The sequence below is a fragment of the Ensifer adhaerens genome (assembly GCF_000697965.2).
Lineage (GTDB): Bacteria > Pseudomonadota > Alphaproteobacteria > Rhizobiales > Rhizobiaceae > Ensifer > Ensifer adhaerens.
The window spans coordinates 903,424-929,399 of sequence record NZ_CP015880.1 but is presented as its reverse complement, the minus strand read 5'-3'; the positions used below and the strand labels follow the sequence as shown (position 1 = coordinate 929,399).

Annotated in this window: 25 protein-coding genes; 13 read left to right on the top strand and 12 right to left on the bottom strand. The window is 62.9% G+C overall.

What is annotated here, in order from left to right; genetic code table 11:
- Positions 1-109: 109 nt before the first annotated feature.
- From lptF to rsmA, 6 genes are all read left to right on the top strand, one after another.
- Positions 110-1,279 carry an LPS export ABC transporter permease LptF gene (gene lptF / locus FA04_RS04395; protein WP_034803922.1) on the top strand — a complete coding sequence of 390 codons (1,170 nt, stop codon included), beginning with the start codon at positions 110-112 and terminating at the stop codon, positions 1,277-1,279.
- Entirely contained in the window at positions 1,276-2,355 is a 1,080-nt protein-coding gene (gene lptG / locus FA04_RS04390) for an LPS export ABC transporter permease LptG (protein WP_034803924.1), read from the top strand. The genes lptF and lptG overlap by 4 nt, the downstream gene beginning before the upstream one ends.
- Positions 2,355-4,703, top strand: coding sequence for an LPS-assembly protein LptD (locus FA04_RS04385; protein ID WP_034803926.1), 2,349 nt, complete (start codon positions 2,355-2,357; stop codon positions 4,701-4,703). The genes lptG and FA04_RS04385 overlap by 1 nt, the downstream gene beginning before the upstream one ends.
- A gap of 184 nt (positions 4,704-4,887) precedes the next feature.
- Positions 4,888-5,829, top strand: a complete 942-nt coding sequence (locus FA04_RS04380; protein ID WP_034803927.1) for a SurA N-terminal domain-containing protein — start codon at positions 4,888-4,890, stop codon at positions 5,827-5,829.
- Positions 5,830-5,842: 13 nt separating this feature from the next.
- Positions 5,843-6,871 carry a 4-hydroxythreonine-4-phosphate dehydrogenase PdxA gene (gene pdxA / locus FA04_RS04375; RefSeq protein ID WP_034803929.1) on the top strand — a complete coding sequence of 343 codons (1,029 nt, stop codon included), beginning with the start codon at positions 5,843-5,845 and terminating at the stop codon, positions 6,869-6,871.
- On the top strand, positions 6,871-7,698 hold the full coding sequence (rsmA, locus tag FA04_RS04370) for a 16S rRNA (adenine(1518)-N(6)/adenine(1519)-N(6))-dimethyltransferase RsmA (RefSeq protein ID WP_034803932.1): 828 nt from the start codon (positions 6,871-6,873) through the stop codon (positions 7,696-7,698). The genes pdxA and rsmA overlap by 1 nt, the downstream gene beginning before the upstream one ends.
- An 82-nt stretch (positions 7,699-7,780) precedes the next feature.
- On the opposite strand, the gene gmk is transcribed toward rsmA, so the two are convergent.
- The 7 genes from gmk to fabD all read right to left on the bottom strand — a co-directional run bounded on the left by gmk (position 7,781) and on the right by fabD (position 14,906).
- Positions 7,781-8,440, bottom strand: a complete 660-nt coding sequence (gmk, locus tag FA04_RS04365; RefSeq protein ID WP_034803935.1) for a guanylate kinase — start codon at positions 8,438-8,440, stop codon at positions 7,781-7,783.
- Between the two features lie 3 nt (positions 8,441-8,443).
- Entirely contained in the window at positions 8,444-9,331 is an 888-nt protein-coding gene (locus FA04_RS04360) for a YicC/YloC family endoribonuclease (RefSeq protein ID WP_034804285.1), read from the bottom strand.
- Between the two features lie 133 nt (positions 9,332-9,464).
- Positions 9,465-10,664, bottom strand: a complete 1,200-nt coding sequence (gene mltG / locus FA04_RS04355) for an endolytic transglycosylase MltG (RefSeq protein ID WP_034803938.1) — start codon at positions 10,662-10,664, stop codon at positions 9,465-9,467.
- Positions 10,665-11,127: 463 nt separating this feature from the next.
- Positions 11,128-12,393 carry a beta-ketoacyl-ACP synthase II gene (gene fabF, locus FA04_RS04350; protein ID WP_034803942.1) on the bottom strand — a complete coding sequence of 422 codons (1,266 nt, stop codon included), beginning with the start codon at positions 12,391-12,393 and terminating at the stop codon, positions 11,128-11,130.
- Positions 12,394-12,614: 221 nt separating this feature from the next.
- Complete coding sequence (locus FA04_RS04345; protein WP_003531676.1) at positions 12,615-12,851, bottom strand: acyl carrier protein; 237 nt, start codon at positions 12,849-12,851, stop codon at positions 12,615-12,617.
- Between the two features lie 333 nt (positions 12,852-13,184).
- Entirely contained in the window at positions 13,185-13,922 is a 738-nt protein-coding gene (gene fabG, locus FA04_RS04340) for a 3-oxoacyl-[acyl-carrier-protein] reductase (protein WP_034803959.1), read from the bottom strand.
- Between the two features lie 39 nt (positions 13,923-13,961).
- Positions 13,962-14,906, bottom strand: a complete 945-nt coding sequence (fabD, locus tag FA04_RS04335) for an ACP S-malonyltransferase (RefSeq protein WP_034803962.1) — start codon at positions 14,904-14,906, stop codon at positions 13,962-13,964.
- A gap of 339 nt (positions 14,907-15,245) precedes the next feature.
- Between fabD and FA04_RS04330 the strand changes: the two genes are divergently transcribed.
- From FA04_RS04330 to rplI, 6 genes are all read left to right on the top strand, one after another.
- Positions 15,246-16,289, top strand: coding sequence for an aldo/keto reductase (locus FA04_RS04330; protein ID WP_034803965.1), 1,044 nt, complete (start codon positions 15,246-15,248; stop codon positions 16,287-16,289).
- A 19-nt stretch (positions 16,290-16,308) separates the two neighbouring features.
- Positions 16,309-16,821: a ClbS/DfsB family four-helix bundle protein gene (locus FA04_RS04325; RefSeq protein WP_034803970.1), complete on the top strand. Its 513-nt coding sequence runs from the start codon at positions 16,309-16,311 to the stop codon at positions 16,819-16,821.
- Between the two features lie 274 nt (positions 16,822-17,095).
- Positions 17,096-17,542, top strand: coding sequence for a 30S ribosomal protein S6 (rpsF, locus tag FA04_RS04320; protein WP_034803973.1), 447 nt, complete (start codon positions 17,096-17,098; stop codon positions 17,540-17,542).
- 26 nt (positions 17,543-17,568) lie between these two features.
- Entirely contained in the window at positions 17,569-17,817 is a 249-nt protein-coding gene (rpsR, locus tag FA04_RS04315; protein ID WP_025426448.1) for a 30S ribosomal protein S18, read from the top strand.
- 192 nt (positions 17,818-18,009) lie between these two features.
- Entirely contained in the window at positions 18,010-18,963 is a 954-nt protein-coding gene (locus FA04_RS04310) for a membrane protein (protein ID WP_034803975.1), read from the top strand.
- A gap of 32 nt (positions 18,964-18,995) precedes the next feature.
- Positions 18,996-19,571 (top strand): 50S ribosomal protein L9, encoded by a 576-nt coding sequence (rplI, locus tag FA04_RS04305; RefSeq protein ID WP_034803982.1) that lies wholly within the window; start codon positions 18,996-18,998, stop codon positions 19,569-19,571.
- Positions 19,572-19,674: 103 nt separating this feature from the next.
- On the opposite strand, the gene FA04_RS04300 is transcribed toward rplI, so the two are convergent.
- Genes FA04_RS04300 through FA04_RS04290 form a run of 3 tightly spaced genes read right to left on the bottom strand, consistent with a single transcriptional unit; the run spans position 19,675 to position 22,952 of the window.
- A complete protein-coding gene (locus tag FA04_RS04300; RefSeq protein WP_051659664.1) occupies positions 19,675-20,772 on the bottom strand; it encodes an HlyD family secretion protein in 1,098 nt (365 codons plus the stop codon).
- Between the two features lie 18 nt (positions 20,773-20,790).
- The gene (locus FA04_RS04295; RefSeq protein ID WP_082572951.1) at positions 20,791-22,503 is read right to left on the bottom strand and encodes an MFS transporter; all 1,713 of its coding nucleotides are present in this window, start codon (positions 22,501-22,503) and stop codon (positions 20,791-20,793) included.
- Between the two features lie 5 nt (positions 22,504-22,508).
- Positions 22,509-22,952, bottom strand: a complete 444-nt coding sequence (locus tag FA04_RS04290; protein ID WP_034803983.1) for a MarR family winged helix-turn-helix transcriptional regulator — start codon at positions 22,950-22,952, stop codon at positions 22,509-22,511.
- A gap of 332 nt (positions 22,953-23,284) precedes the next feature.
- Between FA04_RS04290 and FA04_RS04285 the strand changes: the two genes are divergently transcribed.
- Positions 23,285-24,787, top strand: a complete 1,503-nt coding sequence (locus tag FA04_RS04285) for a replicative DNA helicase (RefSeq protein ID WP_034803984.1) — start codon at positions 23,285-23,287, stop codon at positions 24,785-24,787.
- A 117-nt stretch (positions 24,788-24,904) separates the two neighbouring features.
- Here the strand turns inward: FA04_RS04285 and FA04_RS04280 are convergent, their stop codons facing one another.
- Together FA04_RS04280 and FA04_RS04275 are read right to left on the bottom strand one after the other, a co-directional pair.
- Entirely contained in the window at positions 24,905-25,204 is a 300-nt protein-coding gene (locus tag FA04_RS04280; protein ID WP_034803985.1) for an AzlD family protein, read from the bottom strand.
- Positions 25,201-25,854: an AzlC family ABC transporter permease gene (locus FA04_RS04275; protein WP_051659671.1), complete on the bottom strand. Its 654-nt coding sequence runs from the start codon at positions 25,852-25,854 to the stop codon at positions 25,201-25,203. Before FA04_RS04275 ends, FA04_RS04280 begins: the two co-directional genes overlap by 4 nt.
- Positions 25,855-25,976 lie beyond the last annotated feature (122 nt).

Sequence of the window (25,976 nt, the reverse complement as noted above, 5' to 3'; positions counted from 1 at the left end):
CGGGTGGCTGGCAAAGAACCGGGCTTCGGTTTACGGACATGGGCGAAATCCGGTTCGATAACCGCCGCCGGAACAGAAACATGAGCAGGATTTTGGACCGGACACGGGCATGAAGCTGATCGAACGCTACATATTCCGGCGTGCCGTGATCATGTTCCTCGCGACGCTCCTGCCGTTGCTTGGCATCACCTGGACGACTCAGGCGCTGACCAACGTCAACCTCGTCACCGACAACGGCCAATCCGTGCTCGCCTTCGCCAAAGTGGCGACCCTCATCCTGCCTTCCGTCATCACGATCATCCTGCCGTTTGCGCTGGTGATCGGCGTCACACAAACGCTGACGACGATGAACACCGATTCGGAGCTGACGGTGCTCAACGCCGCCGGCAGCTCGCGCATGGCGATCATCCGGCCGGTGGTCTACCTGGCATTGGGCCTCAGCGTGCTTTCCTTCGTGGTCGACAATTTCGTCGAGCCCTATTCGCGTATGGCCTTGCGCAAGATGCTGGCAACCGCCAACGCCGATCTGCTGTCGTCCGTCGTGCAGGAGAACACCTTCCGCAAGGTCGCAGACAATCTTTATGTCCAGGTTGGCGCGCGGCGGGGCGGCGGCGTGCTGCAGGGCATCTTCGTCGCCGATTCGCGCAATCCGAGCTTCGAGCTCGTCTACTATGCCCGCGAAGGCGCCATCGACGACAAGAGCTCGGCGCTGGTGATGAAAGACGGGGAAGTGCAGCGCAAGCTCCCCGACGGCAGCGTGTCGATCATCAAGTTCGACTCCTATGCCTTCGATCTCGCCGACATGACCAAGACGACGCGCGAGGCGACCATTCGAGCGAAGGACCGCGACCTTCCCGGCCTGATCAATCCGGACCCGGAAGATCACGTCTACAAGAACAATCCGCTCGCCTTTACCGCCGAGCTCAACCGTCGCTTCACGGAATGGACCTTCCCCCTTCTCTTCGGCCTGATTGCGCTGGTCTTCAGCAGTGACGCACGCTCCCACCGCGAAGCTCGGCTTCATCCGATGGTCAGCGCGCTCGGCACGGCCCTGCTCATCCGCTGGATGACGTTCTATGCCGGCAACAGCGCCGAGGACTCCGTGTGGTTCGTGCCGTTGATGTATGCCGTGCCGCTGATGGCGGGCGCCCTCTGCATTCACCAGCTCGTCAGCAACAGGCGACTGGACATTCCGATGACCGGGCAGGAAAAGCTGCAGGAACTCCTGGTTCGCCTGCGCCTGATGCGGCCTGACGCCGAGAAAGGGCAGCCGTCATGATGGGCACGCTCGGCCGCTACTTCTTCATGCGCTACGTGATCACGACGTTCTGGTTCCTCGTCGGGATCTTCTCGCTGGTCTTCATCATCGACTTCAGCGAGCAGGCAAGCCGGCTGGCAAACCTGCCGCGCTACAGCATCTCCGGCGCCCTGTTGATGACCGCGCTCCGGATCCCGCTGATCCTGCAGCAGACGATACCCTTCGTCGCGCTGTTTTCGGCCATGGCGGCGCTGATTTCGCTCAACCGCCGCTACGAGCTGGTCGTGACCCGCGCAGCCGGCATCTCCGTCTGGCAGTTCCTGCGGCCCTTCATCCTCGGCTCCTTCCTCTTCGGCGTGCTGGCGGTCGTGGCGCTCAACCCGCTTGCTGCCTGGGGAACGAAGCGCGGCGAGGCGCTTTTGGCCGAATGGGGCTCCACGCGGAACGCCGATGCTGGCTCGATCCCGTGGCTGCGGCAGATCTATAACGGCACGGACACGATCATCGGCGCGCGCTCGGTTCAGGACAACGGCACCACGCTTCTCAACGTCACCGTCATCCACTTTGATCCACAGGGCACGATCATTCTGAGACAGGATGCGGCGTCGGCGAAACTCGAAGATGGTTACTGGCTTCTTAACGACGTCACGGAAACGCGCAATGGGCAGCTTCCGCAACGTTTGAAAACAGCACAGCTGGCCACCAATCTTAAGCCGGAGTTTGTTCAGGAACGTCTTGCAAAGGCTGATTCCATTCAGTTTTTCGACCTGCCGCGCAAGATCGAAGTGGCCCGCTCCTTCGGTTTTTCGACCAACGGCATGGAAACTCAATTCCACTCAATGTTGTCGTTGCCGCTGCTGCTCGTCGCCATGACGCTGATCGCCGCTTGCGTGTCGCTGAAATTTAGCCGGTTTAACCAATCGCGCTCCGTAATTCTCGGTGGCATCCTTTCAGGCTTCGTGCTTTATGTCGTCACCGTGCTTGTCAAAGCATTCGGGAGCAGCGGCATTGTGCCTCCTTTCGTTGCAGCCTGGTTGCCAGTTGTTGTAGCGATGGCGCTGGGCTCGACGATTCTTTTAAATCAGGAGGATGGCTAGTGGCGGTAGTGAACCGCAAACGTATAAGGCTGATCAACGCTGCCCTGCTTGCAGGCGTGGCGCTGCAGACACTTGCCATGGGAATGAGTGCGCCTGCAATGGCGCAGCAGGCTTCGGACCGCCTCGATTCGTTGCGCCCGAACATGCCGGAAGACGCCAAGCTGCTTCTGTCCGCCAATGAGCTCGTCTACAACAAGGACGCCGAAAAAGTGATCGTGCGCGGCAACGTGCAGATCGATTACGGCGGCTACAAGATGGTGGCCCGTCAGGTCGAGTACGACCAGAAGAATGGCCGCATCTATGCATCCGGGGAAATCCAGTTCATCGAGCCCGGCGGCAATGTCGTCTATGCCGACAAGATGGATGTCACCGACGATTTCGGGGACGGTTTCCTCGAGCAGATGCGCATCGAAACCACCGATCTGACGCGGCTTGCTGCCACGAGCGGCGAGCGCCGGAACGGCGAAGAATTCATCCTGAACGAGGCCGTCTATACGGCTTGCACGCCGTGCTCGACCAAGCCGGAACATCGCTCGCTGTGGCACATCAAGGCCCAGCGCGTCATCCAGAACGGCCGCACGCGGACCATCCGTCTGGAGAACGCGCGCTTTGAGCTGTTCGGCAAGCCGATCGCCTATATTCCGGTCATGGAGCTGCCGGACCATACGGTCAAGCGCAAGAGCGGCTTCCTGTTTCCGACGTTCCGCTCGGCCCAGAAACTCGGAGTTGGCGTCGGCGTCCCCTACTACTGGGCGATCTCGCCCTATATGGACGCGACGGCCACGCTTACCGGCCTGACGCGACAGGGCTTCCTGCTGGAGGGAGAATTCCGCCAGCGGTTCCACAACGGCTTCCATACGCTGAACTTCGCCGGCATCAGCCAGCTCGATAAGGGCAAGTTCACGCCCGGCACCGTCGACGCGATGCATACCAATCGCGGCATGATCGCGTCGAAGGCTGAGTTCGAGATCAATCCGCGCTGGACCTTCGGCTGGAACGTACTCGTCCAGTCCGACGCCAACTTCGCCAAGACCTACGAGCTGTCGACGTTCGACGGCACCACCTATACCAACCAGGCCTACCTGACGGGGCTCGGCAAGCGGAACTACTTCGATCTGCGCGCCTTCTACTTCGACATTCAGGACGCCGACGCCAACAGCATCGAGGAAAACCAGCAGCCGGCGGCGCAGGTCCTCGACTATTCCTACAAGGCGCCTGATCCCGTGCTGGGCGGCGAGCTTTCCGCGACGTTCAACTTCACGAACGTGAAGCGCAACCGGCTCGACGCGTTTACCCAACCGGGCGTGGTCCGCTTCCGCGGCCTAGAAGGCACCTCGCACCGCCTGACCGGCGAACTCGAGTGGAAGCGCACCTTCATCGCCCCGGGCGGCCTGGTCCTCACGCCGCTGATGGCAGCGCGCGGCGATGCCATCGGGCTGAACATGGACAATCCGGGTCCGGCCTACACCGGCGACTTCAACACGAGCGATGCGGCAACGCGGCGCATGTTGACCGCAGGCCTCGAAGCCCGCTACCCGATCCTGTTCGTCGGCGAGGACAGCAGTCACGTCGTCGAGCCGATCGCACAGCTCTACGCGCGCCCGAACGAGCAGTACGCCGGCGGCCTGCCGAACGAAGACGCGCAGAGCTTCGTGTTCGACGCAACGAACCTCTTTGACCGCGACAAGTTCTCCGGTTTCGACCGGATCGAGGGCGGCACCCGCGCCAATGTCGGCTTCCGCTACACGGGGACCTTCGATAGCGGCTACGGCCTGCGTGGCATCGTCGGCCAATCCTTCCATCTGGGTGGCCTGAACTCGTTTGCGACGGACGACCTGGTCAAGGCCGGGGCGAATTCCGGTCTTGAGACCAAGAGTTCTGACTACGTTGCCATGTTCGGCATCGACGCACCGTCCGGCCTGATGGCGAGCGTTTCCGGCCGCCTCGACGAAAAGGACCTGTCGCTGCGCCGCGCCGATACCACCGTCGGCTATCTCGGCACGACCTGGCAGGCCGCGATGACCTATACGCGCATCGAAGCGCAGCCGCTCTACGGATCTCTGTCCAACCAGGACGAAATCCAGACCGCCGCCGCCTACCGGTTCCACGACTATTGGTCGGTGTTCGGCGCGATCACCTATGACATCAACAAGGATGTCATCTCACGCAACGGTTTCGGCATAACCTATGACGATCAGGACACGCTGTTCTCGATCGTCTACAAGCAGGAACGCGATACCGATGCCAATGTCGCGAACGACTGGTCGATCGGCGCGAGAATCAGCTTCCGTACACTCGGCGACGTGAACGTCGGCGACACCAAGTTCGAAGAGCTCGACTATTATTGATATCGTCAAGCGAGTGGGCGAGCCAAAAGTTCGCCCATTCGTCGATATCGGCACCGTCAAACGGTCTTGTCATCGTTTGGCCGCATGTATTATGCATTCCCTCCGACAAGATAAGGCAACGGCGCAAGGCCGGCAGGCGGACAAAGCCTGTCGACGGTGATAGTCCGGGATATAGGAAAAGAGAATGGGCGGGAAAATGTCGATCTTGAGGACACTGTCGGTACTGGCTTTGGCCGGCACCTTGAGCGTTGCAATATGCTCCGGAGCTCAGGCAGCAGCGAGCACGGTCAAGGTAACGGTCAACAACACGGTGATTACCTCCGGCGACATCGCCAAGCGCGTGGCCTTCCTTCGCCTGCAGCGCCAGAAGGGCGGCAACGACGAAGCCAAGAAGCAACTCGTCGACGAAGTTCTCAAGCGTGCCGAGATCGCACGCATCGGCCAGTCCGTCAGCACGCAGGAAGTCGATGCCGCCTATGCGCGCTTCGCCTCGGGCAACAAGCTTTCGACCGAGCAGCTCGGCAAGATTCTCGATCAGGCCGGCGTCGGCTCCGAACATTTCAAGCAATTCATCGCCGTGCAGATGAGCTGGCCGCGTGCGGTCAACTTCCGTTACGGCAGCTCTAACCGCCTCCAGGGCGCCGACCTCGTCAAGCGCATGATGGAAGGCGGCGGACAGAAACCGGTGACCACCGAGTATTTCCTGCAGCAGGTGATCTTCGTCATTCCCGAGAAGAAGCGCGGCGCGATCACCGCGAAGCGGCAGGCGGAAGCCAACGCCTCGCGCGCTCAGTTCCCGGGCTGCGAAACCTCGAAGGTGTTTGCCGCCAACTATCGCGACGTGTCGATCCGCAGCCTCGGCCGCATGCTTGCCCAGCAGCTGCCTGACGAATGGAAGCCGCTGATCGAGAAGGCCGGCGAGAACGGCACCACCGGAACCCGCGTGACAGAAAAGGGCGTGGAGTACCTGGCGATCTGCAAGAAGCGTGAGGTCAACGACGACACCGCCGCCGAAATCGTCTTCCGCGCCGAGGATATCGGCAAGAAGAAGGCCGGTGGCGAAGACCCGAACAGCGAGAAGTACCTCGAGGAGCTGCGCAAGAAGGCGCAAATCGTCAACAAGTAATCACGACGGAAACATGCGCGAAACTACCGGCGGGCCCCTCGCCCTGACCATGGGCGACCCGGCCGGTATCGGGCCGGACATCAGCCTCTCGACCTGGCTCGGCCGCCGCGACCATGCGACGGCCCCCTTCCTTTTCATCGGCGATCCCGCGGTCCTTGCCGCGCGCGCCTCGATGCTCGGCTACACGGTGTCCATCCGCGAGACGGATTGCGCCGGCGCCCTCTCCCTCTTCGACACGGCGCTGCCGGTGCTGCCGCTTGCCTGCCCTGCCCCGGTCAAGGAGGGCGAGCCGGACACCGTCAATGCCAGCGCCGTGATCGGGGCGATCGACACGGCCGTGCGACTGGTGACCGCCGGACAGGCCTCGGCCGTGGTCACGAACCCGATCGCCAAGGCGGTTCTCTATGACGCCGGCTTCCGCTTCCCGGGCCATACCGAATATCTCGCCGATCTTGCCGAAAAGGCGACGGGACAGCCGGTGCTGCCGGTGATGATGCTGGCCGGACCGAAGCTGCGCGCCGTTCCCGTCACCATCCATATCCCCTTGAAGGACGTGCCGGAGCAACTGACGCCGGACCTCATCTACCGCACCTGCGCGATTACTGCGGCCGACCTTCGCAATCGTTTCGGACTTCGACAGCCACGGCTCGCGATCGCCGGGCTGAACCCGCATGCGGGCGAAAACGGTGCGCTCGGTCTCGAGGACGACGCCGTCATCCGGCCCGTCATCGACAGGCTGCGTGCCGAGGGCATCGATGCCGTCGGCCCGCTGCCGGCAGATACGATGTTCCATGATCGCGCACGCGCCACCTACGACGTGGCCATCTGCATGTATCACGACCAGGCGCTGATCCCGGCCAAGGCGCTCGGCTTCGACGATAGCGTCAACGTCACGCTCGGTCTTCCCTTCATCCGCACGTCGCCCGACCACGGCACGGCCTTCAGCCTTGCCGGCAAGGGCGTCGCCCGCGACGACAGCCTTCGGGCCGCGCTCGACCTTGCCGCATCGCTTGCGGCCAATATGCCAGGAGATACCCGCTGATGGCCGCCCTTGACGGTCTTCCTCCGCTACGCGACGTCATCCAGCGTCACGGCCTCGATGCCAAGAAGGCGCTCGGCCAGAACTTTCTGCTCGATCTCAACCTGACGCAGAAGATCGCGCGGACCGCCGGTTCGCTCGAAGGGGTAACGGTCATCGAGGTCGGCCCCGGACCGGGAGGCCTCACCCGCGCCATCCTCGCGCTCGGTGCCAAGAAGGTCATTGCGATTGAGCGGGACGCGCGCTGCCTGCCGGCACTTGCCGAAATCGGCGCGCATTATCCCGATCGGCTACAGGTCATCGAAGGCGATGCTTTGAAGACGTCGTTCGAGACGCTTGCCGACGATGGGCCGGTCAAGATCATCGCCAACCTGCCCTACAATGTCGGCACTCAGTTGCTCGTTAACTGGCTGCTGCCCGAGCGCTGGCCGCCCTTCTGGCAGTCGCTGACGCTGATGTTCCAGCGCGAAGTGGGCCTGAGGATCGTCGCCGACGCGGATGACGACCACTATGGCCGCCTCGGCGTGCTCTGTGGTTGGCGCACAACGGCGCGGATGGCATTCGACGTGCCGCCGCAGGCCTTTACGCCACCACCGAAGGTGACGTCGTCCGTGGTCCATCTGGAGCCGGTGGAAAACCCGATCCCCTGCTCGGTCTCGGCGCTCGAGAAAGTGACGCATGCAGCCTTCGGCCAGCGCCGCAAGATGCTGCGGCAGAGCGTGAAGCCACTCGGTGGCGAGGCGCTGCTTGCCAAGGCCGATATCGACCCGCAGCGACGCGCCGAAACACTTTCAGTGGAAGAGTTCTGTCGCCTGGCCAACTGCCTCTGAGCGGGCATATGGATCGCAAGGCGCGCGCTACAAATAACGTGAGTCAAAAATGGCTCCTCACGGAGCCATTTCTTTTGAAGCCTTAGAACGGGTTTTCGGTCAGCAGCCCGTTGACGAAATCGAACAGGCCGGGGCGCCGGTCGCGGCGCAGGCGTTCGGCCTCGACGATCGCACGCACGGACGCAAAGGCGCGGTCGAGGTCGTCGTTGAGCACGATGTAATCATACTCCCGCCAGTGCTCGATCTCGGCGCGCGAATTGGCAAGGCGCGTGGCGATCACCTCTTCGCTGTCTTCGGCGCGACGATGCAGGCGCGACTGCAGTTCAGCCATTGACGGCGGCAGGATGAAGATCGAGACGACGTCGCCCGCCATCTTCTCCTGGAGCTGCTGCGCGCCCTGCCAGTCGATATCGAACAGCATGTCGCGGCCCGCGGCCATGGCCGCCTCGACCGCGTCGCGCGGTGTACCGTAGAAATTGCCGTGCACTTCCGCCCATTCGAGCAGCGAGTCGGTGGACCTCAGCGCCTCGAACTCGCGGATCGACTTGAAGTGATAGTGCCGTCCATCGATCTCGCTTGGGCGCCGCTGACGTGTCGTCACGCTGACCGAAATGCTCATCTCCGGATCGGCTTCCAGGAGATTGCGCGCTATGGTCGACTTGCCTGCGCCCGACGGCGAGGAAATGACGAGCATCAGCCCACGACGGGCGATCTTGATGGGCGAAGGGGTCGCCGGGTTCATACCTTACTCCAGATTCTGGACCTGTTCGCGGAACTGGTCGATGACGACCTTCAGCTCGATGCCGGCGGCAGACACAGCGGCCGCGTTGGACTTGGAACAGATCGTATTCGATTCTCGGTTAAATTCCTGTGCGAGGAAATCGAGCTTGCGCCCGACGGGACCGCCCTTCGACAGAAGCTCCCGGGCGGCAACGATGTGGGAACCAAGCCGGTCGATCTCCTCGCGAAGATCCGCCTTGGTGGCGAGCAAAGCGACTTCGGCATGGAGCCGGTCCCGGTCGAGCGACGAGCCGTTGTCCATCACCAGAGCTACCTGCTGCGCCAGCCGATCGGCAATCGCAGCGGCGCTACGTGACGGGTCGGACTCAACCGTCGCCGTCAGCCGCTCGATCGTCTCGACCTGTCCCAGCAGGATCTGACAGAGTGCCGCGCCCTCATCTTCTCGCATCGCGCGCAAATCGGCGAGCGCACCCGCCAGACCTGCCAGGATACCGGCATCGAGCGCCGCACGCTCTTCTTCGCTTTCTTCCGGCTCGCGGAAGTCGACGATGCCGCGGATAGTGAGAAGCGTGTCGAACCGGAGTGGCGCGGGATCGACGAGATCACCGAGTTGGCCGCGCAGGTTCAGCACCGCCGTCAAAGCTGCCTGGTTGACCACGGCCTCGACGGCCGCCTCGCCGCCGCTGACGGAGAGGCCGACCTGAAGATTGCCGCGGGAAAAATACTCCGCTGCGAGCTTGCGCACCTCGGGCTCGAAGCGCTCGAGCCCCTGCGGCAGGCGCAGCCTGAGGTCCAGGCCCTTGCCGTTGACGGAGCGCAGCTCCCAGGCCCAACGACGGCGGCCGCTGCTGCCTTCTCTCCGGGCAAAGCCGGTCATCGATTGGAGCGGCATCATCACCTCCGTTGCGGTTTCAGCAGAAGCAATAAGGCGACGGCGCGGCATCCCGCAAGGGATATCCGCGCCGTGATTCGTCCGTCCACAATGCAAGCACCGCTGCGCGGCTATGCGCCGCCAGCAGCCGGCGTTATTGCGGCTGCGTGGCTGCCGGCTCGGCGGTGCCCGCGTCAGCCGCAGCCTTCGCCGCTTCTGCCGCCCGCTCTGCCTCGACCTTGCGCCAGCGGCGGACATTCGCATTGTGCTCGTCGAGCGTCTCGGCAAAGACGTGGCCGCCCGTGCCATCGGCAACGAAGTAAAGCTCAGGCGTGCGCGACGGATTGGCGACCGCTTCCAGCGCTGCACGACCAGGATTGGCGATCGGCGTCGGCGGCAGCCCCTTGATGATATAGGTGTTGTAAGGCGTCTGCTTGTCGATGTCCGACTTCAGGATCGGCCGGTCGGCCGGCTTACCGTCACCGCCGAAGATGCCATAGATGATCGTCGGGTCGGATTGCAGCCGCATGCCCTTGTCGAGCCGGTTGATGAAGACGGAGGCGACGCGCGGACGCTCGTCGGCGCGACCGGTTTCCTTCTCCACGATCGAGGCAAGCGTCACGAGCTCCTCAACCGTCGACACCGGCAGGTTGGGATCGCGCTTTTCCCAGATCTGGCCGACCAGCACCTTCTGGGCTGCGGCCATCTGCTGGACGATCTCGCCGCGCTTGGTGCCGCGCGTGAACTTGTAGGTGTCCGGCATCAGGGTGCCTTCCGGCGGCAGCTCCGTCGGCAGGTCGCCGACGAGCACCGGATCGTCGGCCAGCCTGTGGAACATCTGCTTGACGGTCAGGCCTTCCGGCAGGGAGACGGAGTAGAGGATCGACTTGCCCGACTTCAGGAGCTGCATGACCTCCTGCATCGACGAGCCGGCCTTGATCTCATATTCGCCGGCCTTCAGCGTCTCATTGTCGAGGTAGGCTTCGGAAACGAAACGGAAAACGCGCGCATCGGTGATGATGTTGCCGCGCTCGAGCCCGCTGGCGATCTCGCTCATGCCGGCGCCGCCCCGGACGATGAAGTTCTGGTTCGCCTGCAGCGGACCCGGCTTTTCGTACTGGTGCATCGCATAATAGACCGTGCCGGCAGCGGCGAGCGCTGCAAAGACAATGACGGTCATGACAAAGTTCAGGAAGATCACGACCTGGCTGCGGGCCTTGCGCGATCGTTTCGGCGGTTGCGGCACTTTTTCCGGACGCAGGGCCTCGTTTGCCGATTTCGGAATGATCGGTCCGTTGCTCGCGTTTTCACTGCGGCCAAATTGCGCCGCGCCGTTATCGTTTGAGTCGCTCACGATTATCCCGAACCCGAAATTCGCGGCCTCATTCTCTTCCTGCTTCCGGTGCGAATTTCGGACTGGACCGTGGCAGGCATAGGTCAAATTTATAAAACGGTGCCGCCCAGAAGGCCGACGTCCGCAGTTACTCAAAAATCCGCAGTCGGTGCAATCTCACCGAAGAACCACAGAAATGTGTCGAATCACCGTCCGTTCAAGAGAACGCGGCGGACGACCGACACTTTAATCCGGAACCACGGCCCGCGGCAAAAACCCGGCAAACCGCAATTCCAGGCAATGACTGAAGGGCAATCTGACAGATATGCCTTGCGCGAACATCGCGGTCGGCGAGCGCCGTCTTCCGTGACGACGCCTCCTCCCACCACATGCTTGTAGCGAGCAATACGGCAAAAGCTGGATCATCGCGCCGCCTTTGACGGTCGGCGCGACAATTGGCTCAAGCGACGCTCCGGGCGCGCGATCAGGCGCCGGTGTAGCGGCGCAGGACCAACGAGGCGTTGGTGCCGCCGAAGCCGAAGGAATTCGAGAGCGCCACGTTGATTTCGCGCTTGCGCGCGACATGCGGCACGAGGTCGATCTTCGTCTCGATCGACGGATTGTCGAGGTTCAGCGTCGGCGGCGCAATGTTGTCGCGGATCGCCAGCGCCGAGAAGATCGCTTCCACCGCGCCGGCAGCGCCGAGCAGGTGGCCGATGGCCGACTTGGTCGAGGACATCGAGATCTTCGACGCGTGTTCGCCGACCAGGCGCTCGACGGCGCCAAGCTCGATCGTGTCGGCCATGGTGGAGGTGCCGTGGGCGTTGATGTAGTCGATATCGGCAGCCGTCAGGCCGGCTCGCTTCAGCGCCATCTGCATGCAGCGATAGGCACCGTCGCCATCTTCCGACGGAGCGGTGATGTGAAACGCATCGCCCGAAAGGCCGTAGCCGACGACTTCCGCATAGATCTTGGCGCCACGGGCCTTGGCATGCTCGAGCTCTTCGAGGATGACGACGCCGGCGCCCTCGCCCATGACGAAACCGTCACGGTCGATATCGTAGGGGCGCGAGGCCTTCTGCGGATCGTCATTGTGCTGGGTCGATAGCGCCTTGCAGGCGGCAAAGCCGGCGAGCGAGATCCGGCAGATCGGCGATTCCGCACCACCGGCCACCATGACGTCGGCATCGCCGAGCGCGATCAGGCGGCTCGCGTCGCCGATCGCATGCGCGCCGGTCGAACAGGCGGTGACGACAGAGTGGTTCGGACCGCGCAACTTGTGGCGGATCGACACCTGGCCCGAGGCAAGATTGATGAGCCGGCCGGGAATGAAGAACGGCGAGATGCGGCGGGGACCCTTGTCGCGCAGCGTGTAGCCGCCTTCGACGATGCCTTCGAGACCGCCGATGCCCGAACCGATCAGCACGCCGGTCGCGATCTGGTCTTCATCGTTCTCCGGCTTCCAGCCGGCATCGGCCAGCGCCATGTCGGCCGCAGCCATCGCGTAGACGATGAACGGATCGACCTTGCGCTGCTCCTTCGGCTCCATCCAGTCGTCGGCATTGAAGGTAGCATCGGTGCCGTCGCCGAAGGGAATGCGGCAGGCAATCTTGGCAGGAAGGTCCTCGACCTCGAATTCGGTCACCTTGCGCGCGGCATTGTGCCCGGCAAGCAGGCGCGCCCACGTCGCCTCAGTTCCGCAACCCAAGGGAGATACCATGCCGGTACCGGTGATAACGACACGTCTCATAGTCCGCGACCCACCCTGACTTTTCCATTTCAGAGCCGGATCGGACCACGTGTAACGAACCCGATCCGGGCATCCATTTTAAGGTTCTTATTCACGATCAGAGGGATATGCGGGAAACGCTTGCTGATCGAAATCCCCGCTCAGCGCGGGATAGCCCACTTCCCTGGGCTGAAACGGGCCGCTTTAGGCGGCCCGTCCACGGCCGAAGCCGCTTTAAGGTATTAGGCCTGAGCCTTTTCGATGAACTTGACGGCGTCGCCGACAGTCAGGATCGAGTCAGCAGCGTCGTCCGGGATTTCAACGCCGAATTCTTCTTCGAAAGCCATGACCAGTTCGACGGTGTCGAGCGAGTCCGCGCCGAGGTCGTCGATGAAGCTTGCGCCTTCGCTGACCTTTTCGGCGTCGACGCCAAGATGATCAATAACAATTTTCTTTACGCGTTCTGCGATATCGCTCATGTCGGAGTTCCTCGACCTTCGTTTCTGTAGGCGCCTATTCCGGCACCGGTACTCTTCTGTAAGCCTGATAGACCAAGACGGCCCACCCGGCAATCCATCCAACCGGAACTGCGGCAAACCCAAGGCAGCCAAGGCTGCCGGGCACCTGGCGGGACCGGTCGACTGCTAACAGTCATGGCCCGATTAACACGGTTTAACGCTGTCGCAAAGTCCGAAAATGCCTGTCATTCGCTTGCTCAACATTGAATTTCAGGCATTTGGCAGGCGGCGTCCCGGGACGTTGAAGATCGCCCACCGCACAATCTCGGCGGGCGGCCCATCCCGGAAAGCGGATCAGATCATGGCCATGCCGCCATTGACGTGAATCGTCTGGCCGGTGACGTAGCCCGCTTCGTTGGAAGCGAGGTAAACGACCGCCGAAGCGATTTCAGCGCCGGTGCCCATCCGCTTCATCGGGATCGCGCCCATGATCGCGTCCTTCTGCTTGTCGTTGAGCTTGCCGGTCATCGCGCTTTCGATGAAGCCCGGAGCCACGCAGTTGACCGTGACGTTGCGCGTCGCGATTTCCTGGGCCAGTGACTTGGAGAAGCCGATCATGCCGGCCTTGGAGGCGCAGTAGTTCGCCTGGCCGGGGTTGCCGGTGACGCCGACGATGGAGGTGATGTTGACGATGCGGCCGAAACGGCGACGCATCATCGGATGGGTGAGTTCGCGCGTCAGGCGGAACACGGCCGTCAGGTTCACTTCGAGAACGGCATCCCAGTCCTCGTCGCTCATGCGCACGAAGAGACCGTCCTTGGTGATGCCGGCATTGTTGACGAGGATGTCGACGCCGCCAAGCTCGGCTTCGGCCTTCTCGCCGAGCGCCTTGACTTCGGCGCGGTCGGAAAGGTTTGCCGGGAAGAGCTGCACGCGATCGCCAAGTTCGTTGGCAAGCGCTTCCAGCTTTTCGACGCGGGTGCCGTGCAGACCGACGGTCGCTCCCTGGGCGTGCAGCATGCGGGCGATTTCTTCGCCGATACCACCGGATGCACCGGTAACGAGAGCCTTGCGGCCGGAAAGATCAAACATCTCTTTGATTCCTTATAACTGGAGCGCCTAGGCGTTCGCTCAGGCGAGCAAGGCGGCGAGTGCTGCGTCGATATCGGCGGGCGTATTGACGGCGATACCGTTGACGGTCTTGTCGATGCGGCGGGCAAGCCCGGTCAGGACCTTGCCGGAGCCGAGTTCATAAAGCGTCGTGACATTGTTGGCGGCAAACCATTCGACCGTCTCGCGCCAGCGGACCTGGCCGGTGACCTGCTCGACCAGCAGCCGGGCGATCTCGTCGGCATCGCTGACCGGGGCGGCGAGCACGTTGGCGATGACAGGCACCACCGGATTACGCTTCTCGACCTTGGCCAGCGCCTCGCGCATCGCGTCGGCAGCCGGCGCCATCAGCGCGGAATGGAAGGGGGCAGAGACCGGCAGCATCAGAGCGCGCTTGGCGCCCTTTTCGGAAGCGAGTGCTGCGGCCTTCTCGACGGCAGCCTTCTCGCCGGAGATCACCAGCTGGCCGCCACCATTGTCGTTGGCGATCTGGCAGGAACCGAGCGCGGAGGCTTCGCGGCAGACGGCTTCGACATCCGCATGTTCGAGGCCGATGATCGCCGCCATTGCGCCCTTGCCGACGGGAACCGCCGCCTGCATGGCGTTGCCGCGGATGCGCAGGAGACGCGCCGTGTCGGCAATGGAGAAGGTACCGGCAGCACAGAGCGCCGAGTATTCGCCGAGCGAATGGCCGGCGACGAAGGAAACCTTGGACTTGAGGTCGAGGCCCTTGGCTTCGAGCACGCGAATGACGGCCATCGATACGGCCATCAGCGCCGGCTGGGCGTTCGCCGTCAGCGTCAGCGTTTCCTCGGGGCCGTTCCACATGATCTCGGACAGCTTCTGGCCGAGTGCTTCATCGACTTCGGCAAAGACGGCTGCCGCTTCCGGAAAAGCGTCGGCCAGATCCTTGCCCATGCCGACAGCCTGGCTGCCCTGGCCTGGAAACGTGAATGCAATGCTCATGGGATCGTCCCTTCCCTAGATCACTAGGATTTCGGGTCGGCGCGACACGAAATCCTAGTGATCGGTTCTTATGAGTTAGAGCGGGATGCAGGCAGAAACCATACATCTCCGGCTTCCTCTCCATTCACATTCCTTACCGACGAGTCAAGCTTGGAGGCCGGCACGGACACGGCCGACGGGGCCTTTTGCCCTTGATCTTCAACAATCAAGGCGTAAGTTTGCCGCCCGATGTCGCTCTGCCCTACCCGATCACCAGGGTCGAGGCGACCGCTCCATTCCCGGTGCCAGCGCCCCTTCCCTCCCAGGTCGGCGCCGCCCTTCACAAGGATACTTATCTAGATGCGCTACAACACGCTTGGCCGCACCGGCATCAAAGTCTCGGAAATCTGCCTGGGCACCATGACCTGGGGTTCACAGAACTCCATCGCCGAGGCGCACGAGCAACTGGATTACGCCTTCGACAAGGGCGTCAACTTCATCGATACGGCCGAACTCTACCCCACGACCCCGCTTTCGCCAGAGACCTATGGCGACACGGAACGCTTCATCGGCGAATGGCTGGTCAGGCGCGGCCGGCGCGATGAGGTCGTCGTTGCGACCAAGGTCGCCGGCCCCGGCCGCCCCTATATCCGCAACGGCAACCCGACGACGCCCGAGGGCATCGACCAGGCGATCGACGCCAGCCTCAGGCGGCTGAAGACCGATTATGTGGACCTTTATCAGCTTCATTGGCCGAACCGCGGCCACTACCATTTCCGCAACGCCTGGTCCTATGACCCGTCCAGGCAGGACAAGGATCATGTCGCGAGTGACCTCCGGGCAATCCTCGACAAGCTCGGCGACCTCGTGAAAGCCGGCAAGGTCCGCGCCATCGGCCTCTCCAACGAAACGGCCTGGGGCACGATGAAGTTCATCGACATGGCGGAGCGTCATAGCCTGCCGCGCGTCGCCTCGATCCAGAACGAATACAACCTGCTTTACCGCGCCTACGACCTCGACCTGTCGGAGCTGTCGCACCACGAAGACGTGGGCCTGCTCGCCTATTCGCCGCTCGCCGCCGGCCTCTTAAGCGGCAAGTACCTCGATGGCGCGAAGCCGAAGGGCTCGCGACTTTCGATCAACGGCGATCTCGGCGGCCGCTTCACGCCGCACCAGGAACCGGCCGTCGAAGGCTATGTCAAACTGGCACGCGAGCACGGCCTCGATCCGGCGCAGATGGCCATCGCCTTCTGCCTGGCGCGGCCGTTCATGGCTTCCGTCATCATCGGCGCGACCTCGATGGAGCAGTTGAAGACCAACCTCGGCGCCATCGACCTGACGCTGTCGCAGGACATCGTGAACGGGATCCGGCGGCTGCACCGGATCTACCCGATGCCGATCTGAGCGTGAGACCAGATCGCCGATGCCGGTACCCCAGACGAAAGCGGAACTGCTTGCGGCGATCGACGTCCAGTTCGCCAGGCTGATGCGCGAGCTGGAACGGGTTCCTGACGAGCGCTACCGCGAACCGTCGCTCGAAGGCCACGCCAAGGGCACGATGATGAGCGTCGGCGACCTCGTCGCCTACCTCATCGGCTGGGGCGAACTGGTGATCAAATGGATCGATCGCGATCAGCGCGGCGAGCTGGTCGACTTCCCCGAGACGGGCTATCAATGGAACGAACTCGGACGGCTTGCGCAGAAATTCTATGCGGACTTCCACGCTCTTTCGCCGGGCGAGCTTGTCGCCAGACTGAAGCGCAGCAAGGAGACGCTCGAGGTACTCATCAGGGATCGCGACGAGCGGACGCTTTACGGGCGGCCATGGTACGGAAAATTCACGCTCGGACGCATGATCCAGTTCAATACTTCCTCTCCCTATGCCAACGCCCACGGCCGCCTGCGCAAATGGAAAAAGGTGAACGGGCTGGCGTAGAAAGCGGAAAAGACGCGGCAAGCCTTGCCTTCCGCGGAAAAATGCGTATAAGCGCGCTGTTCGAAATGCCCGGTCTTCTGGCTGGTGGCTGAACGGAGGGCCGGCTTCCTCGAGGGGAGCCGTTAGGATTGCACGTCTTTCCGGCCTCCCGTGTCTCCGCTCTCGACCGTCTCGATACAACACTTTCTTGCCGGCTGCCTGCAGCCACTAAGAACAGTCGTTGAGGCTTAGCCGCCGAGGTCCGGGCTGATTAACGCAAGAAAGGCAAGCCACAATGGCTCTTTATGAACACGTATTCCTGGCCCGCCAGGACATCACGCCGCAGCAGGTCGACGGTCTCGTCGAGCAGTACAAGGGCGTGCTCGAAGCAAACGGCGGTAAGGTCGGTCGCGTCGAGAACTGGGGCCTGAAGTCCCTCACCTACCGCATCAAGAAGAACCGCAAGGCTCACTACGTTCTCATGGACATCGATGCTCCGGCAGCGGCTGTTCACGAAATCGAGCGCCAGATGCGCATCAACGAAGACATCCTGCGCTACATGACGATCGCCGTCGAGAAGCACGAGGAAGGCGCGTCTGCCATGATGCAGAAGCGCGACCGCGACGACCGTCCGCGCCGCGATGGCGACCGTCCGGAGCGTGGCTTCGGCGACCGTGGTCCGCGTCCGGACCGTGGCGACCGCGAAGACCGCCCGCGCCGTCCGCGCGAAGACCGCGCGTAATCAAGAAGCTTTAGGAGATTAAGACAATGGCTGAAGTTTCTTCCGCTCCGGTTCGTCGCCCGTTCCACCGCCGCCGCAAGACCTGCCCCTTCTCGGGCGCAAACGCTCCGCGGATCGACTACAAGGACATCCGTCTTCTGCAGCGCTACATTTCCGAGCGCGGCAAGATCGTTCCTTCCCGCATCACGGCCGTTTCCCAGAAGAAGCAGCGCGAACTCGCCCAGGCGATCAAGCGTGCACGCTTCCTCGGCCTGCTGCCCTACGTCGTTTCCTAAGAACGGCTGACTCTCCGTCAGTCTTCTGACTCGACGGAACCCGACTTGTTGGGAGAGGCGCTCCCCTAACGTGAGCGCCTCTTTCTCTCCCTTCCGCGATGGGCGCGGATCGGAACCGGCGCGATGCGCCAAAATCCCATGCTGGGGCTGCGCTTTGGCCATCCCCTAACTGCACGAAGCAGGACAGCGAACGTGACGAATGTGAACAGGACATCGCTGCTGACCGGCGTTCTCGCCGGCTTTACCGCCGCCCTCTTGTCGATGGGCGCGAATACGCAGTCGTCTCTTGCGATCGTCCTTTATGCCGCTTCGGCACTTCCAATCCTGATTGCCGGCCTCGGCTGGGGCAATGCCGCAGCGATCACCGCGATCGTCACGGCCGGCGCCACCGGTGCCGTTCTCGTTTCGCCCTACTTCGCGCTGCTGATCCTCGTTGTCACGCTGATCCCGGCCGGTTGGCTGAGCCATCTCGCCAATCTCGCCCGCCCGGCGTCCGAACTCGGCGGCCCGGATGAGGCGCTTGCCTGGTATCCGCTCTCCGATATCCTCAGCCATCTCGCCGGTCTGGTGACCGTCGGCATGATCATCGTCGGCGTGATCGTCGGTTATGGAGCCGATATCTCCGATCGCATGGTCGATATCGTCATTCAGGCCGTGAAGGCGCAGGACAGCGCCTACAACCCGGATGCGGCTGCCATCGCCCAGATCAAGTCGCTTTTCACCCTCGCTTTGCCGCTCGTCCAGGGCGCGATCTGGGTGCTGATGCTGTTTACCGCCTACTACCTCGCCACCCGCATCGTGCAGATGTCCGGCCGGTCGTTGCGCCCGCGCGAGGACATTCCGTCGACGCTGCGCATGCACCGCAACGCGATCTTCATCTTTCTCGGCGGCCTGGTCCTCACCTTCCTCGGCGGCGCACCCGCAACGATCGGCGCGCTGATCTGCGGAACCTTCGGCGCGGGCTTCCTGCTTGCCGGTTTCGCCTCCTTCCATTTCCGCACACGCGGCAAGTCCTGGCGGCTTCCCGTGCTGTGGATTGCATACCTGTCGGTGCTCGTGTTCACGATCCCGGCATTCTTCTTCCTCCTGTCCGGCCTGATCGATACGCGACGCACCATCGCGGTCACGCCGGTTGGAAAAAACTGACCAACGAACTGGAACTCTGAAAGGAAACCAACATGGAAGTCATTCTTCTCGAACGTATCGCCAAGCTCGGCCAGATGGGCGAAACCGTAAAGGTTCGCGACGGCTTTGCCCGTAACTACCTCCTGCCGCTCGGCAAGGCGCTGCGCGCCAACGCTGCCAACAAGGCCCGTTTCGAAGCTGAGCGTTCGACGCTCGAAGCCCGCAACCTCGAGCGCAAGTCGGAAGCCCAGGCTGTTGCCGAGAAGCTCGACGGCAAGTCGTTCATCATCGTCCGCTCGGCTGGCGAAACCGGCCAGCTCTACGGTTCGGTTGCTGCCCGCGACATCATCGAAGTGCTCGCTGCCGAAGGCTTCAACGTCGGCCGCAACCAGGTCGACCTCAACCAGCCGATCAAGTCGATCGGCCTGCACAAGGTCACGCTGCACCTGCACTCGGAAGTCGAGATCTCGGTTGAAGTCAACGTTGCCCGTTCGGCCGAAGAAGCCGGTCGCCAGGCAAAGGGCGAAAGCCTGACCTCGGCCGACGCCATCTACGGCGTTGACGAAGACGCCCTGAAGCCGGAAGACTTCTTCAACCCGGAAGCCGAATTCGAAGGCGAAGAAGAATAAGCCTTAAAGGCCATTCAACACGCGAAAGCCCGGATCATCGATCCGGGCTTTTTTCTTGGTTGCGCGGCCGTTTCTGGCAATGGCTCTGTGGGCCTCGGCCGTCTTATCCGTGGGCAGCAACAGGCGCGACACCGATGTTCGCCTGGTCCGGTGCAACGCGCACCGGCGCGTCCTTGTCGACGCGCACGACGACCGAAAGGCCGGGCGACAGCATTTCCGCCAGCGGCTGGCCGGGATCGACGACGATGCGCACGCCGACGCGCTGGGCCACCTTGGTGAAGTTGCCGGTGGCGTTGTCCGGACGGATGATGCTGAACTCCGAACCGGCGGCGGGCGAGAACCGCTCGATATGCCCCGTCAGCTCGTTCCGCTGCAGCGCGTCGACCGCGATGGCGACGGGTTGGCCCGCCTTCATGCCGTCGAGCTGCGTTTCCTTGAAATTGGCGACGACCCAGACGTCGTTCGGCACCAGCGCCAGGAGTTGCGAGCCGGCCGTCACATATTGACCGATCCGCGCGCCGATCTCACCGAGACGGCCGTCCCGCGGCGCGACGATGCGGGTGTTGTCGAGATCGATTCGCGCGAGTTCGACGGCCGCTTCCGCCCCGCTCACCGCGGCTTGCAATCCGGCACGCGCGCCAAGCGTCGTCGCCAGCGCCTGCTTCGACACTTCCAGCCCGGCCTCTGCCTGGCTCACGGCAGCGTCGGCCTGCTCAAAGCCTGCACGCGCCTGGTCGGCATCACTGCGGGTCGAAACACCCTTTTCCGCGAGCGGGCGGATGCGGTCCCAGGTCGCCCGGGCCCGATTGAAGGCAGCCTTGGCACCATCGAGCTGCGCCTGGCTGGCGGCGATGCCCGCCTTGGCGGAAAGCTCCTGCTGAAAGGAATTGGCAAGTGCGGCTTTCTGCCCGGCAAGCGTGGCTTCCGCCTGCGCCACCTTCTGCGCATAGATGCGGTCGTCGATCTTGACCAGCAGTTGCCCGGCCTTGACCGTCTCGTAGTCGTGCACCGGAACGTCGGCGACATAGCCCGCAAGCTGCGGGCTCATGATCGTTACAAAGCCGCGCACATAGGCATTCTCCGTCGATTCCACCGAACTGTGGAACGGCGGCAGCCGCCAGGCGTAGAGCACAAGGGCGATACCGGCGATGCCGGCGAGAAGAACGATGATGCTCGTGGGAGAGCGCAGGGATTTCAACATGGTCGTCAACTCTGTCAATCAGGTGGCCGGCATCGGCGCAGGAGCGGACAATCTCTGCCTGAGCCAGTTGTGGGAGATGTGCAGCAGCAGCCCGGCGAGCGCGAAAAGCGCGACCGCCGAGGCAAGCAGGAAGGCGTCGTTGTAGGCGAGGATGTAAGCTTCGCGGGTCACCTGTTGTGACAACAACACGGTGCCCTCGCCGCCGAGCAGGGTCTTGTCGCCCATCACCTTGGCGTAGGCGGCGGAAAGCTGGTTGACGCGCTGGGCAACCAGAGGGTTCGAGAGCACGATCTGTTCCGCGAGAAGGTTGGAATGAAACTTTTCACGGATCGTGACGAAGGTACCGAAGGCGGCGGAGCCGATCAGGCTGCCGATGCTCTGGGTAAAGAGGAAGATCACGATGAAGCTGAGGATATAGCTCGGCCCCTTGGCGAGCGCCGCCTTGAAGCCGCGCGCCATGGCCGGCGGCAGGAAGAGCGCCGTTCCGGACGCGATCATCGCCTGGCTCAGATACATCTGCTCCGGCCGTGTCAGGCTGGTCGCCTGGCTGTCCATGTAGGCGCCGGCCGCCAGGAGGCCGAGTGCCAGAATATGCACGCGCTCCGCATGTCCAGGATTCATCAGCGCGGCGCAAAGCAGACCGCCGCCGATGGCCGCAGCAAGGATGATCCAATAGAGGGTTGCGACCTGCTCGAACTGGAGACCGAGCTGCTGGTAGAAGTTCGCAGCAACAGTCGATTGTTCGGAGGCGACCAGCCGGAAAATCAAGAGAACGGCGGCAAAGTGCACGATCTCCTTTGAAGCGATCCAGCGCACGTCGATCAACGGCACCGGGCGATAAAGCTCGATCAGCACCGCGGTCGTCAGCGTCGCTATCGAGACGACCAGCAGGACGCCGAGCCAAGGAGCCTCGAACCACCAGTAGAGGCGCCCCATGGTCAGGACCACGGCGAGGCAGCCGAAGGCGACGGCGACGAGGAGGTAACTCAGGATATCCATGCGCTGGATAACCTTGGCATGCGGGACCGGCGTCAGCGGCAGCAGGTAGATGATCGGCAGCGCGATCAGCGCCAGCGCCATTTCCAGCGTGTAGAGCGCATGCCACTGGCCATATTCGATCAAGGTCGGCGAGATCAGGCGGGTGACCGGCGCGGAAATCGTCGTGCAGGTGAGCGCCAGCGCCAGCCCGACGGTCAGTTTGCGCGCCGGCGGAAAGGCTTCGAGCATGTAGAGGAAGCCGAGCGTCGACATCGGTGCGGCGGCAATGCCGCTGATGAAGCGCACGACGATCGCCGAATGCAGATCGGAAACGAAGACGTTCATCAACGAGACGACGACGAAACCGGCGATGCTGATTTCGGCAAAACGGCGCAGCCCGTATTGGGCGCGGATCTTCACCAGCGCGATCGACAGGCTGACATTCGGCGCCATGTAGGCCGCCGAGAGCCAGCCGGCTTCGATGGAGGTCGCCGAAAGCGAGCCCTGGACCTGCGTAAGGTTGGCGAGCGCCAGGTTCATGCCGAGCCCCTGCGTCAGGAACAGGAGCACGGAGCCCAGGACATAGACCGCCGAAAGCAACAGACCTTTCTCGACGGGGGCCGGCACGGGGGTTGGCGCCGGTTCCGGCGCAATAACGGTTTCTCCGTGTTGGTCCTCGTCGACGGCCTCCGCGGCCTCAAGCTCGGAGGCAAGGCGATTGTCGTTTGCGGCGGCCGTCGCGACTGCGCCCATCGCCGTCACTCCCGCGCCAGCGACTGAACATTGTCGGCGATCGCACGAACCACCCGCTTTGTCACGGCAAGCTCGGCTGCGTCGATGCCTTGCAGCACTTCGGCCCGGATTTCGTCGGCAAGCCTGAGGATCTCGTCGGCAACGGTGCGGCCGAGTTCGGTCATATGGATCTGCTTGGCGCGTCGGTCGGAGACCTCGACCCGCCGCTCGATGAAGCCCTGCTTCTCCATGCCGTCGAGCAGGCGCACCAGTGTCGGGGTCTCGATGTCGAGTTCGTCGGCGAGCTCCCGCTGGTTCAGGCCATCCTTCTTCGTCAAGGCGAAGAGCGCGCGGGCACGCGACAGCGTCAGCCCCTTCTCCTTCACCCGCGCATCGAACACGGCGCGCAGCTTGCGATTGAGCAGCGACAGGGCATCGAACAGTTCGCGGTTCACGGTGGGTTGATACATTGGTATCTTTTCCATATTACTAGCATGCTAATTATTCTGCCTCTATCTAATCCAAATGCGGTGGATTTTCAAGATGCGGATTTGAGGCAGAGGAGGACGGCGCTACACTTCGTTTCGTCGGGAAGGTTCGGGTGATTCGCGGCGTCAACGACCAAATTTGTGACGACGGCATAATCCGCACATTTGCGAGCCCCCGCCTGTGGATCAGTCGAACAACGGGAACAGCGCCGGGCGCGGTGACGTCGCTTCGCGACTGTGTCCCTCGTGCACTTGACCCGGCCCGCGCTAAAACGCAAACCGGTGCCACACCAGACAGAGGCAGAGATAAACGAATGAGCGAAGCGTCGCGAAAGCTATCCCCTATCGGCAAGGATCAGGCGGACCAGCACTACCGCGAGGCCCCGAACAACCTCGAGGCCGAGCAGGCGCTGCTTGGCGCGATCCTCGTCAACAACGACGCGTACTACCGCGTGTCGGACTTCCTGAAGCCGGTGCATCTGCACGAGCCGCTGCACCGCAAGATCTACGAAGTCGCCGGCGACATCATCCGCATGGGCAAGATGGCGAACCCGGTCACCATCAAGACCTTCCTCAAGGCCGACGAGAAGGTCGGCGACGTGACCGTCGCGACCTATCTTGCGCGCCTTGCCGGCGCTGCCGTCTCGATCATCAACGCCGAAGACTATGGCCGGGCGATCTATGACCTGGCGCTGCGCCGTTCGCTGATCACCATCGGCGAGGACATGGTCAACATCGCCTATGACGCGCCGCTCGACATGCCTCCGCAGGGCCAGATCGAAGACGCCGAGCGCCGTCTGTTCGAACTTGCCGAGACCGGTCGATACGACGGCGGTTTCCAGTCGTTTAACGACGCCGTGGCGCTCGCCATCGACATGGCCGGCCAGGCCTTCGAGCGCGACGGCAGCCTTTCGGGCATTTCAACCGGCATCCTGTCGCTTGATGGCCGGATGGGCGGCCTGCAGCGTTCCGACTTGATCGTGCTTGCCGGACGCCCCGGCATGGGCAAGACCTCGCTTGCCACCAACATCGCCTACAACATTGCTGCGGCCTACGAGCCGGAAGTCCAGGCTGACGGCTCGTTCAAGGCCAAGAACGGCGGCGTCGTCGGCTTCTACTCGCTCGAAATGTCGTCCGAACAGCTCGCCACCCGTATCATCTCCGAGCAGACCGAAGTCTCCTCCTCGAAGATCCGCCGCGGTGACATCTCCGAGGCCGACTTCGAAAAGCTCGTCGCCTGCTCGCAGATGATGCAGAAGGTGCCGCTCTATATCGACCAGACCGGTGGTATCTCGATCGCCCAGCTTTCCGCCCGCGCGCGGCGCCTGAAGCGCCAGCGCGGCCTCGACTGCCTCGTGGTGGACTACATCCAGCTCATGACCGGCTCGGGCAAATCCAGCGACAACCGCGTGCAGGAAATCACCCAGATCACCACCGGCCTCAAGGCGCTCGGCAAGGAACTGAACGTTCCGATCATCGCGCTCTCGCAGCTCTCCCGTGGCGTCGAAAGCCGCGAAGACAAGCGGCCGCAGCTGTCCGACCTTCGTGAATCGGGCTCGATCGAGCAGGACGCCGACGTCGTGCTCTTCGTGTTCCGTGAGGAATACTACGTGAAGAACCTGGAGCCGCGCGACGAGTTCGACCCGAAGTACGAAGAATGGAAGATGAAGATGGAGCAGGTGAAGGGCACGGCCGACGTGATCATCGCCAAGCAGCGTCACGGACCGACCGGTACCGTGAAACTCGCCTTCCAGTCGGAATTCACGCGCTTCACCGATCTCGCCGATCCATCCTTCACCCAGTACGAAGAACACTAGGGTTCCGTGGGGGCGGCCGGAGCGGGCTGGGAAAAATGTTTGCGGTTTCCCAGCCCGCTCTCAATCTCAAATGGCACGTGCCTTTTGGCTGAAGCGCGCCGCGCCAGCACAAACCTCTCAGAACACGAGGCGCAGCAGCGCTACCGAGACGACACCGACGGCGACCGATACCAGGAGCGGCAGCCGCATGGCGGCCACGGCCGTCGCGGCAGCGGCGATCGTTTCCGCCGGGCCGGTCACGAAGGCCGTCGGCGCGATAACCGCCATCAGCACGGCCGGCGGTATCGCCTCCAGTGCGCGCTTCTGGCTTTCCCCGATCGTCACATACCGGATCAGCACGAGACCGCCGATGCGGGTCGCGATCGTCGCAACCGCCATGGCGACGATGGCAAGCAGTGTATTTGGATCGACGGTCATGCATGGGCCTCCTTGCGTGCACCGGAGAGAAGCGCGACCACGACCCCGGCCGCAGCCCCGGCAGCGATGTACCAGACACCTGGCAGCAACTGATGCGTGAGCACGGCAGCACAAGCGCTAGCCGCCAGAACGGCACCCGTCTCCCGTCCTTTCCAGAACCCCATGACCAGCACGATGAAGACGGCGGGGAACGCAAAGTCGAGGCCGGTAACCTTCGGATCGCCCAGGAAGGCCCCAAGCAACGCGCCCGCAAGACTCGTCAGCACCCAAAGGCAGTAGAAAGGCACCGCAAGGCCCGCATACCAGGCAGGCGTCAGCTTGCCGTTGCTCGCCCGCATCTCGGCCATGGCCCAGATCTCGTCGGCCAGAAGCAGCATCGAGGCATAGCGCGCCGGGCCGGAGAAACTATCGAGCTTGCCGCCGATCGAAGCGCTCATCAGCACATGGCGGATGTTGACGAGCAGCGCCGAAAAGCCAAGCGCCGCCCAGGACGCCGGATGCGTCCAGATATCCATCGCGACGAACTGGGACCCGCCGGCAAAGACCAGCGCGCTCATCAGCGTCACCTCGGCCGGCGCAAGTCCCTTGCTCGCCGCCACCGCACCGAACACGAGGCCGACCGGCATGACCGCGACGATCAGCGGCGTCATGGCGACCGCCGCGGCCCGAAATTCCTGGAACGCACTTCTTTCCTGCAACGTCCACGTCTCCATTCGCGCGATGCGCCGCCCTTCCACACAGGCGCGCGATCGCAATTGCCCGAGTGTTCTAG

Bases quoted from the DNA above. Each gene is read 5' to 3' on its own strand.
- FA04_RS04345 (WP_003531676.1), bottom strand. From the start codon at position 12,851: ATGAGCGATATCGCAGAACGCGTAAAGAAAATTGTTATTGATCATCTT.
- rsmA (WP_034803932.1), top strand. From the start codon at position 6,871: ATGGCCGCCCTTGACGGTCTTCCTCCGCTACGCGACGTCATCCAGCGT.
- fabG (WP_034803959.1), bottom strand. From the start codon at position 13,922: ATGTTTGATCTTTCCGGCCGCAAGGCTCTCGTTACCGGTGCATCCGGT.
- lptF (WP_034803922.1), top strand. From the start codon at position 110: ATGAAGCTGATCGAACGCTACATATTCCGGCGTGCCGTGATCATGTTC.
- lptG (WP_034803924.1), top strand. From the start codon at position 1,276: ATGATGGGCACGCTCGGCCGCTACTTCTTCATGCGCTACGTGATCACG.
- FA04_RS04360 (WP_034804285.1), bottom strand. From the start codon at position 9,331: ATGCCGCTCCAATCGATGACCGGCTTTGCCCGGAGAGAAGGCAGCAGC.
- FA04_RS04325 (WP_034803970.1), top strand. From the start codon at position 16,309: ATGCCGGTACCCCAGACGAAAGCGGAACTGCTTGCGGCGATCGACGTC.
- FA04_RS04275 (WP_051659671.1), bottom strand. From the start codon at position 25,854: ATGACGCCGCTGATCGTCGCGGTCATGCCGGTCGGCCTCGTGTTCGGT.
- fabD (WP_034803962.1), bottom strand. From the start codon at position 14,906: ATGAGCATTGCATTCACGTTTCCAGGCCAGGGCAGCCAGGCTGTCGGC.
- fabF (WP_034803942.1), bottom strand. From the start codon at position 12,393: ATGAGACGTGTCGTTATCACCGGTACCGGCATGGTATCTCCCTTGGGT.
- FA04_RS04295 (WP_082572951.1), bottom strand. From the start codon at position 22,503: ATGGGCGCAGTCGCGACGGCCGCCGCAAACGACAATCGCCTTGCCTCC.
- rpsR (WP_025426448.1), top strand. From the start codon at position 17,569: ATGGCTGAAGTTTCTTCCGCTCCGGTTCGTCGCCCGTTCCACCGCCGC.
- FA04_RS04300 (WP_051659664.1), bottom strand. From the start codon at position 20,772: ATGTTGAAATCCCTGCGCTCTCCCACGAGCATCATCGTTCTTCTCGCC.
- pdxA (WP_034803929.1), top strand. From the start codon at position 5,843: ATGCGCGAAACTACCGGCGGGCCCCTCGCCCTGACCATGGGCGACCCG.
- rplI (WP_034803982.1), top strand. From the start codon at position 18,996: ATGGAAGTCATTCTTCTCGAACGTATCGCCAAGCTCGGCCAGATGGGC.
- FA04_RS04285 (WP_034803984.1), top strand. From the start codon at position 23,285: ATGAGCGAAGCGTCGCGAAAGCTATCCCCTATCGGCAAGGATCAGGCG.
- FA04_RS04330 (WP_034803965.1), top strand. From the start codon at position 15,246: ATGCGCTACAACACGCTTGGCCGCACCGGCATCAAAGTCTCGGAAATC.
- FA04_RS04290 (WP_034803983.1), bottom strand. From the start codon at position 22,952: ATGTATCAACCCACCGTGAACCGCGAACTGTTCGATGCCCTGTCGCTG.
- rpsF (WP_034803973.1), top strand. From the start codon at position 17,096: ATGGCTCTTTATGAACACGTATTCCTGGCCCGCCAGGACATCACGCCG.
- gmk (WP_034803935.1), bottom strand. From the start codon at position 8,440: ATGAACCCGGCGACCCCTTCGCCCATCAAGATCGCCCGTCGTGGGCTG.
- FA04_RS04280 (WP_034803985.1), bottom strand. From the start codon at position 25,204: ATGACCGTCGATCCAAATACACTGCTTGCCATCGTCGCCATGGCGGTT.
- FA04_RS04380 (WP_034803927.1), top strand. From the start codon at position 4,888: ATGGGCGGGAAAATGTCGATCTTGAGGACACTGTCGGTACTGGCTTTG.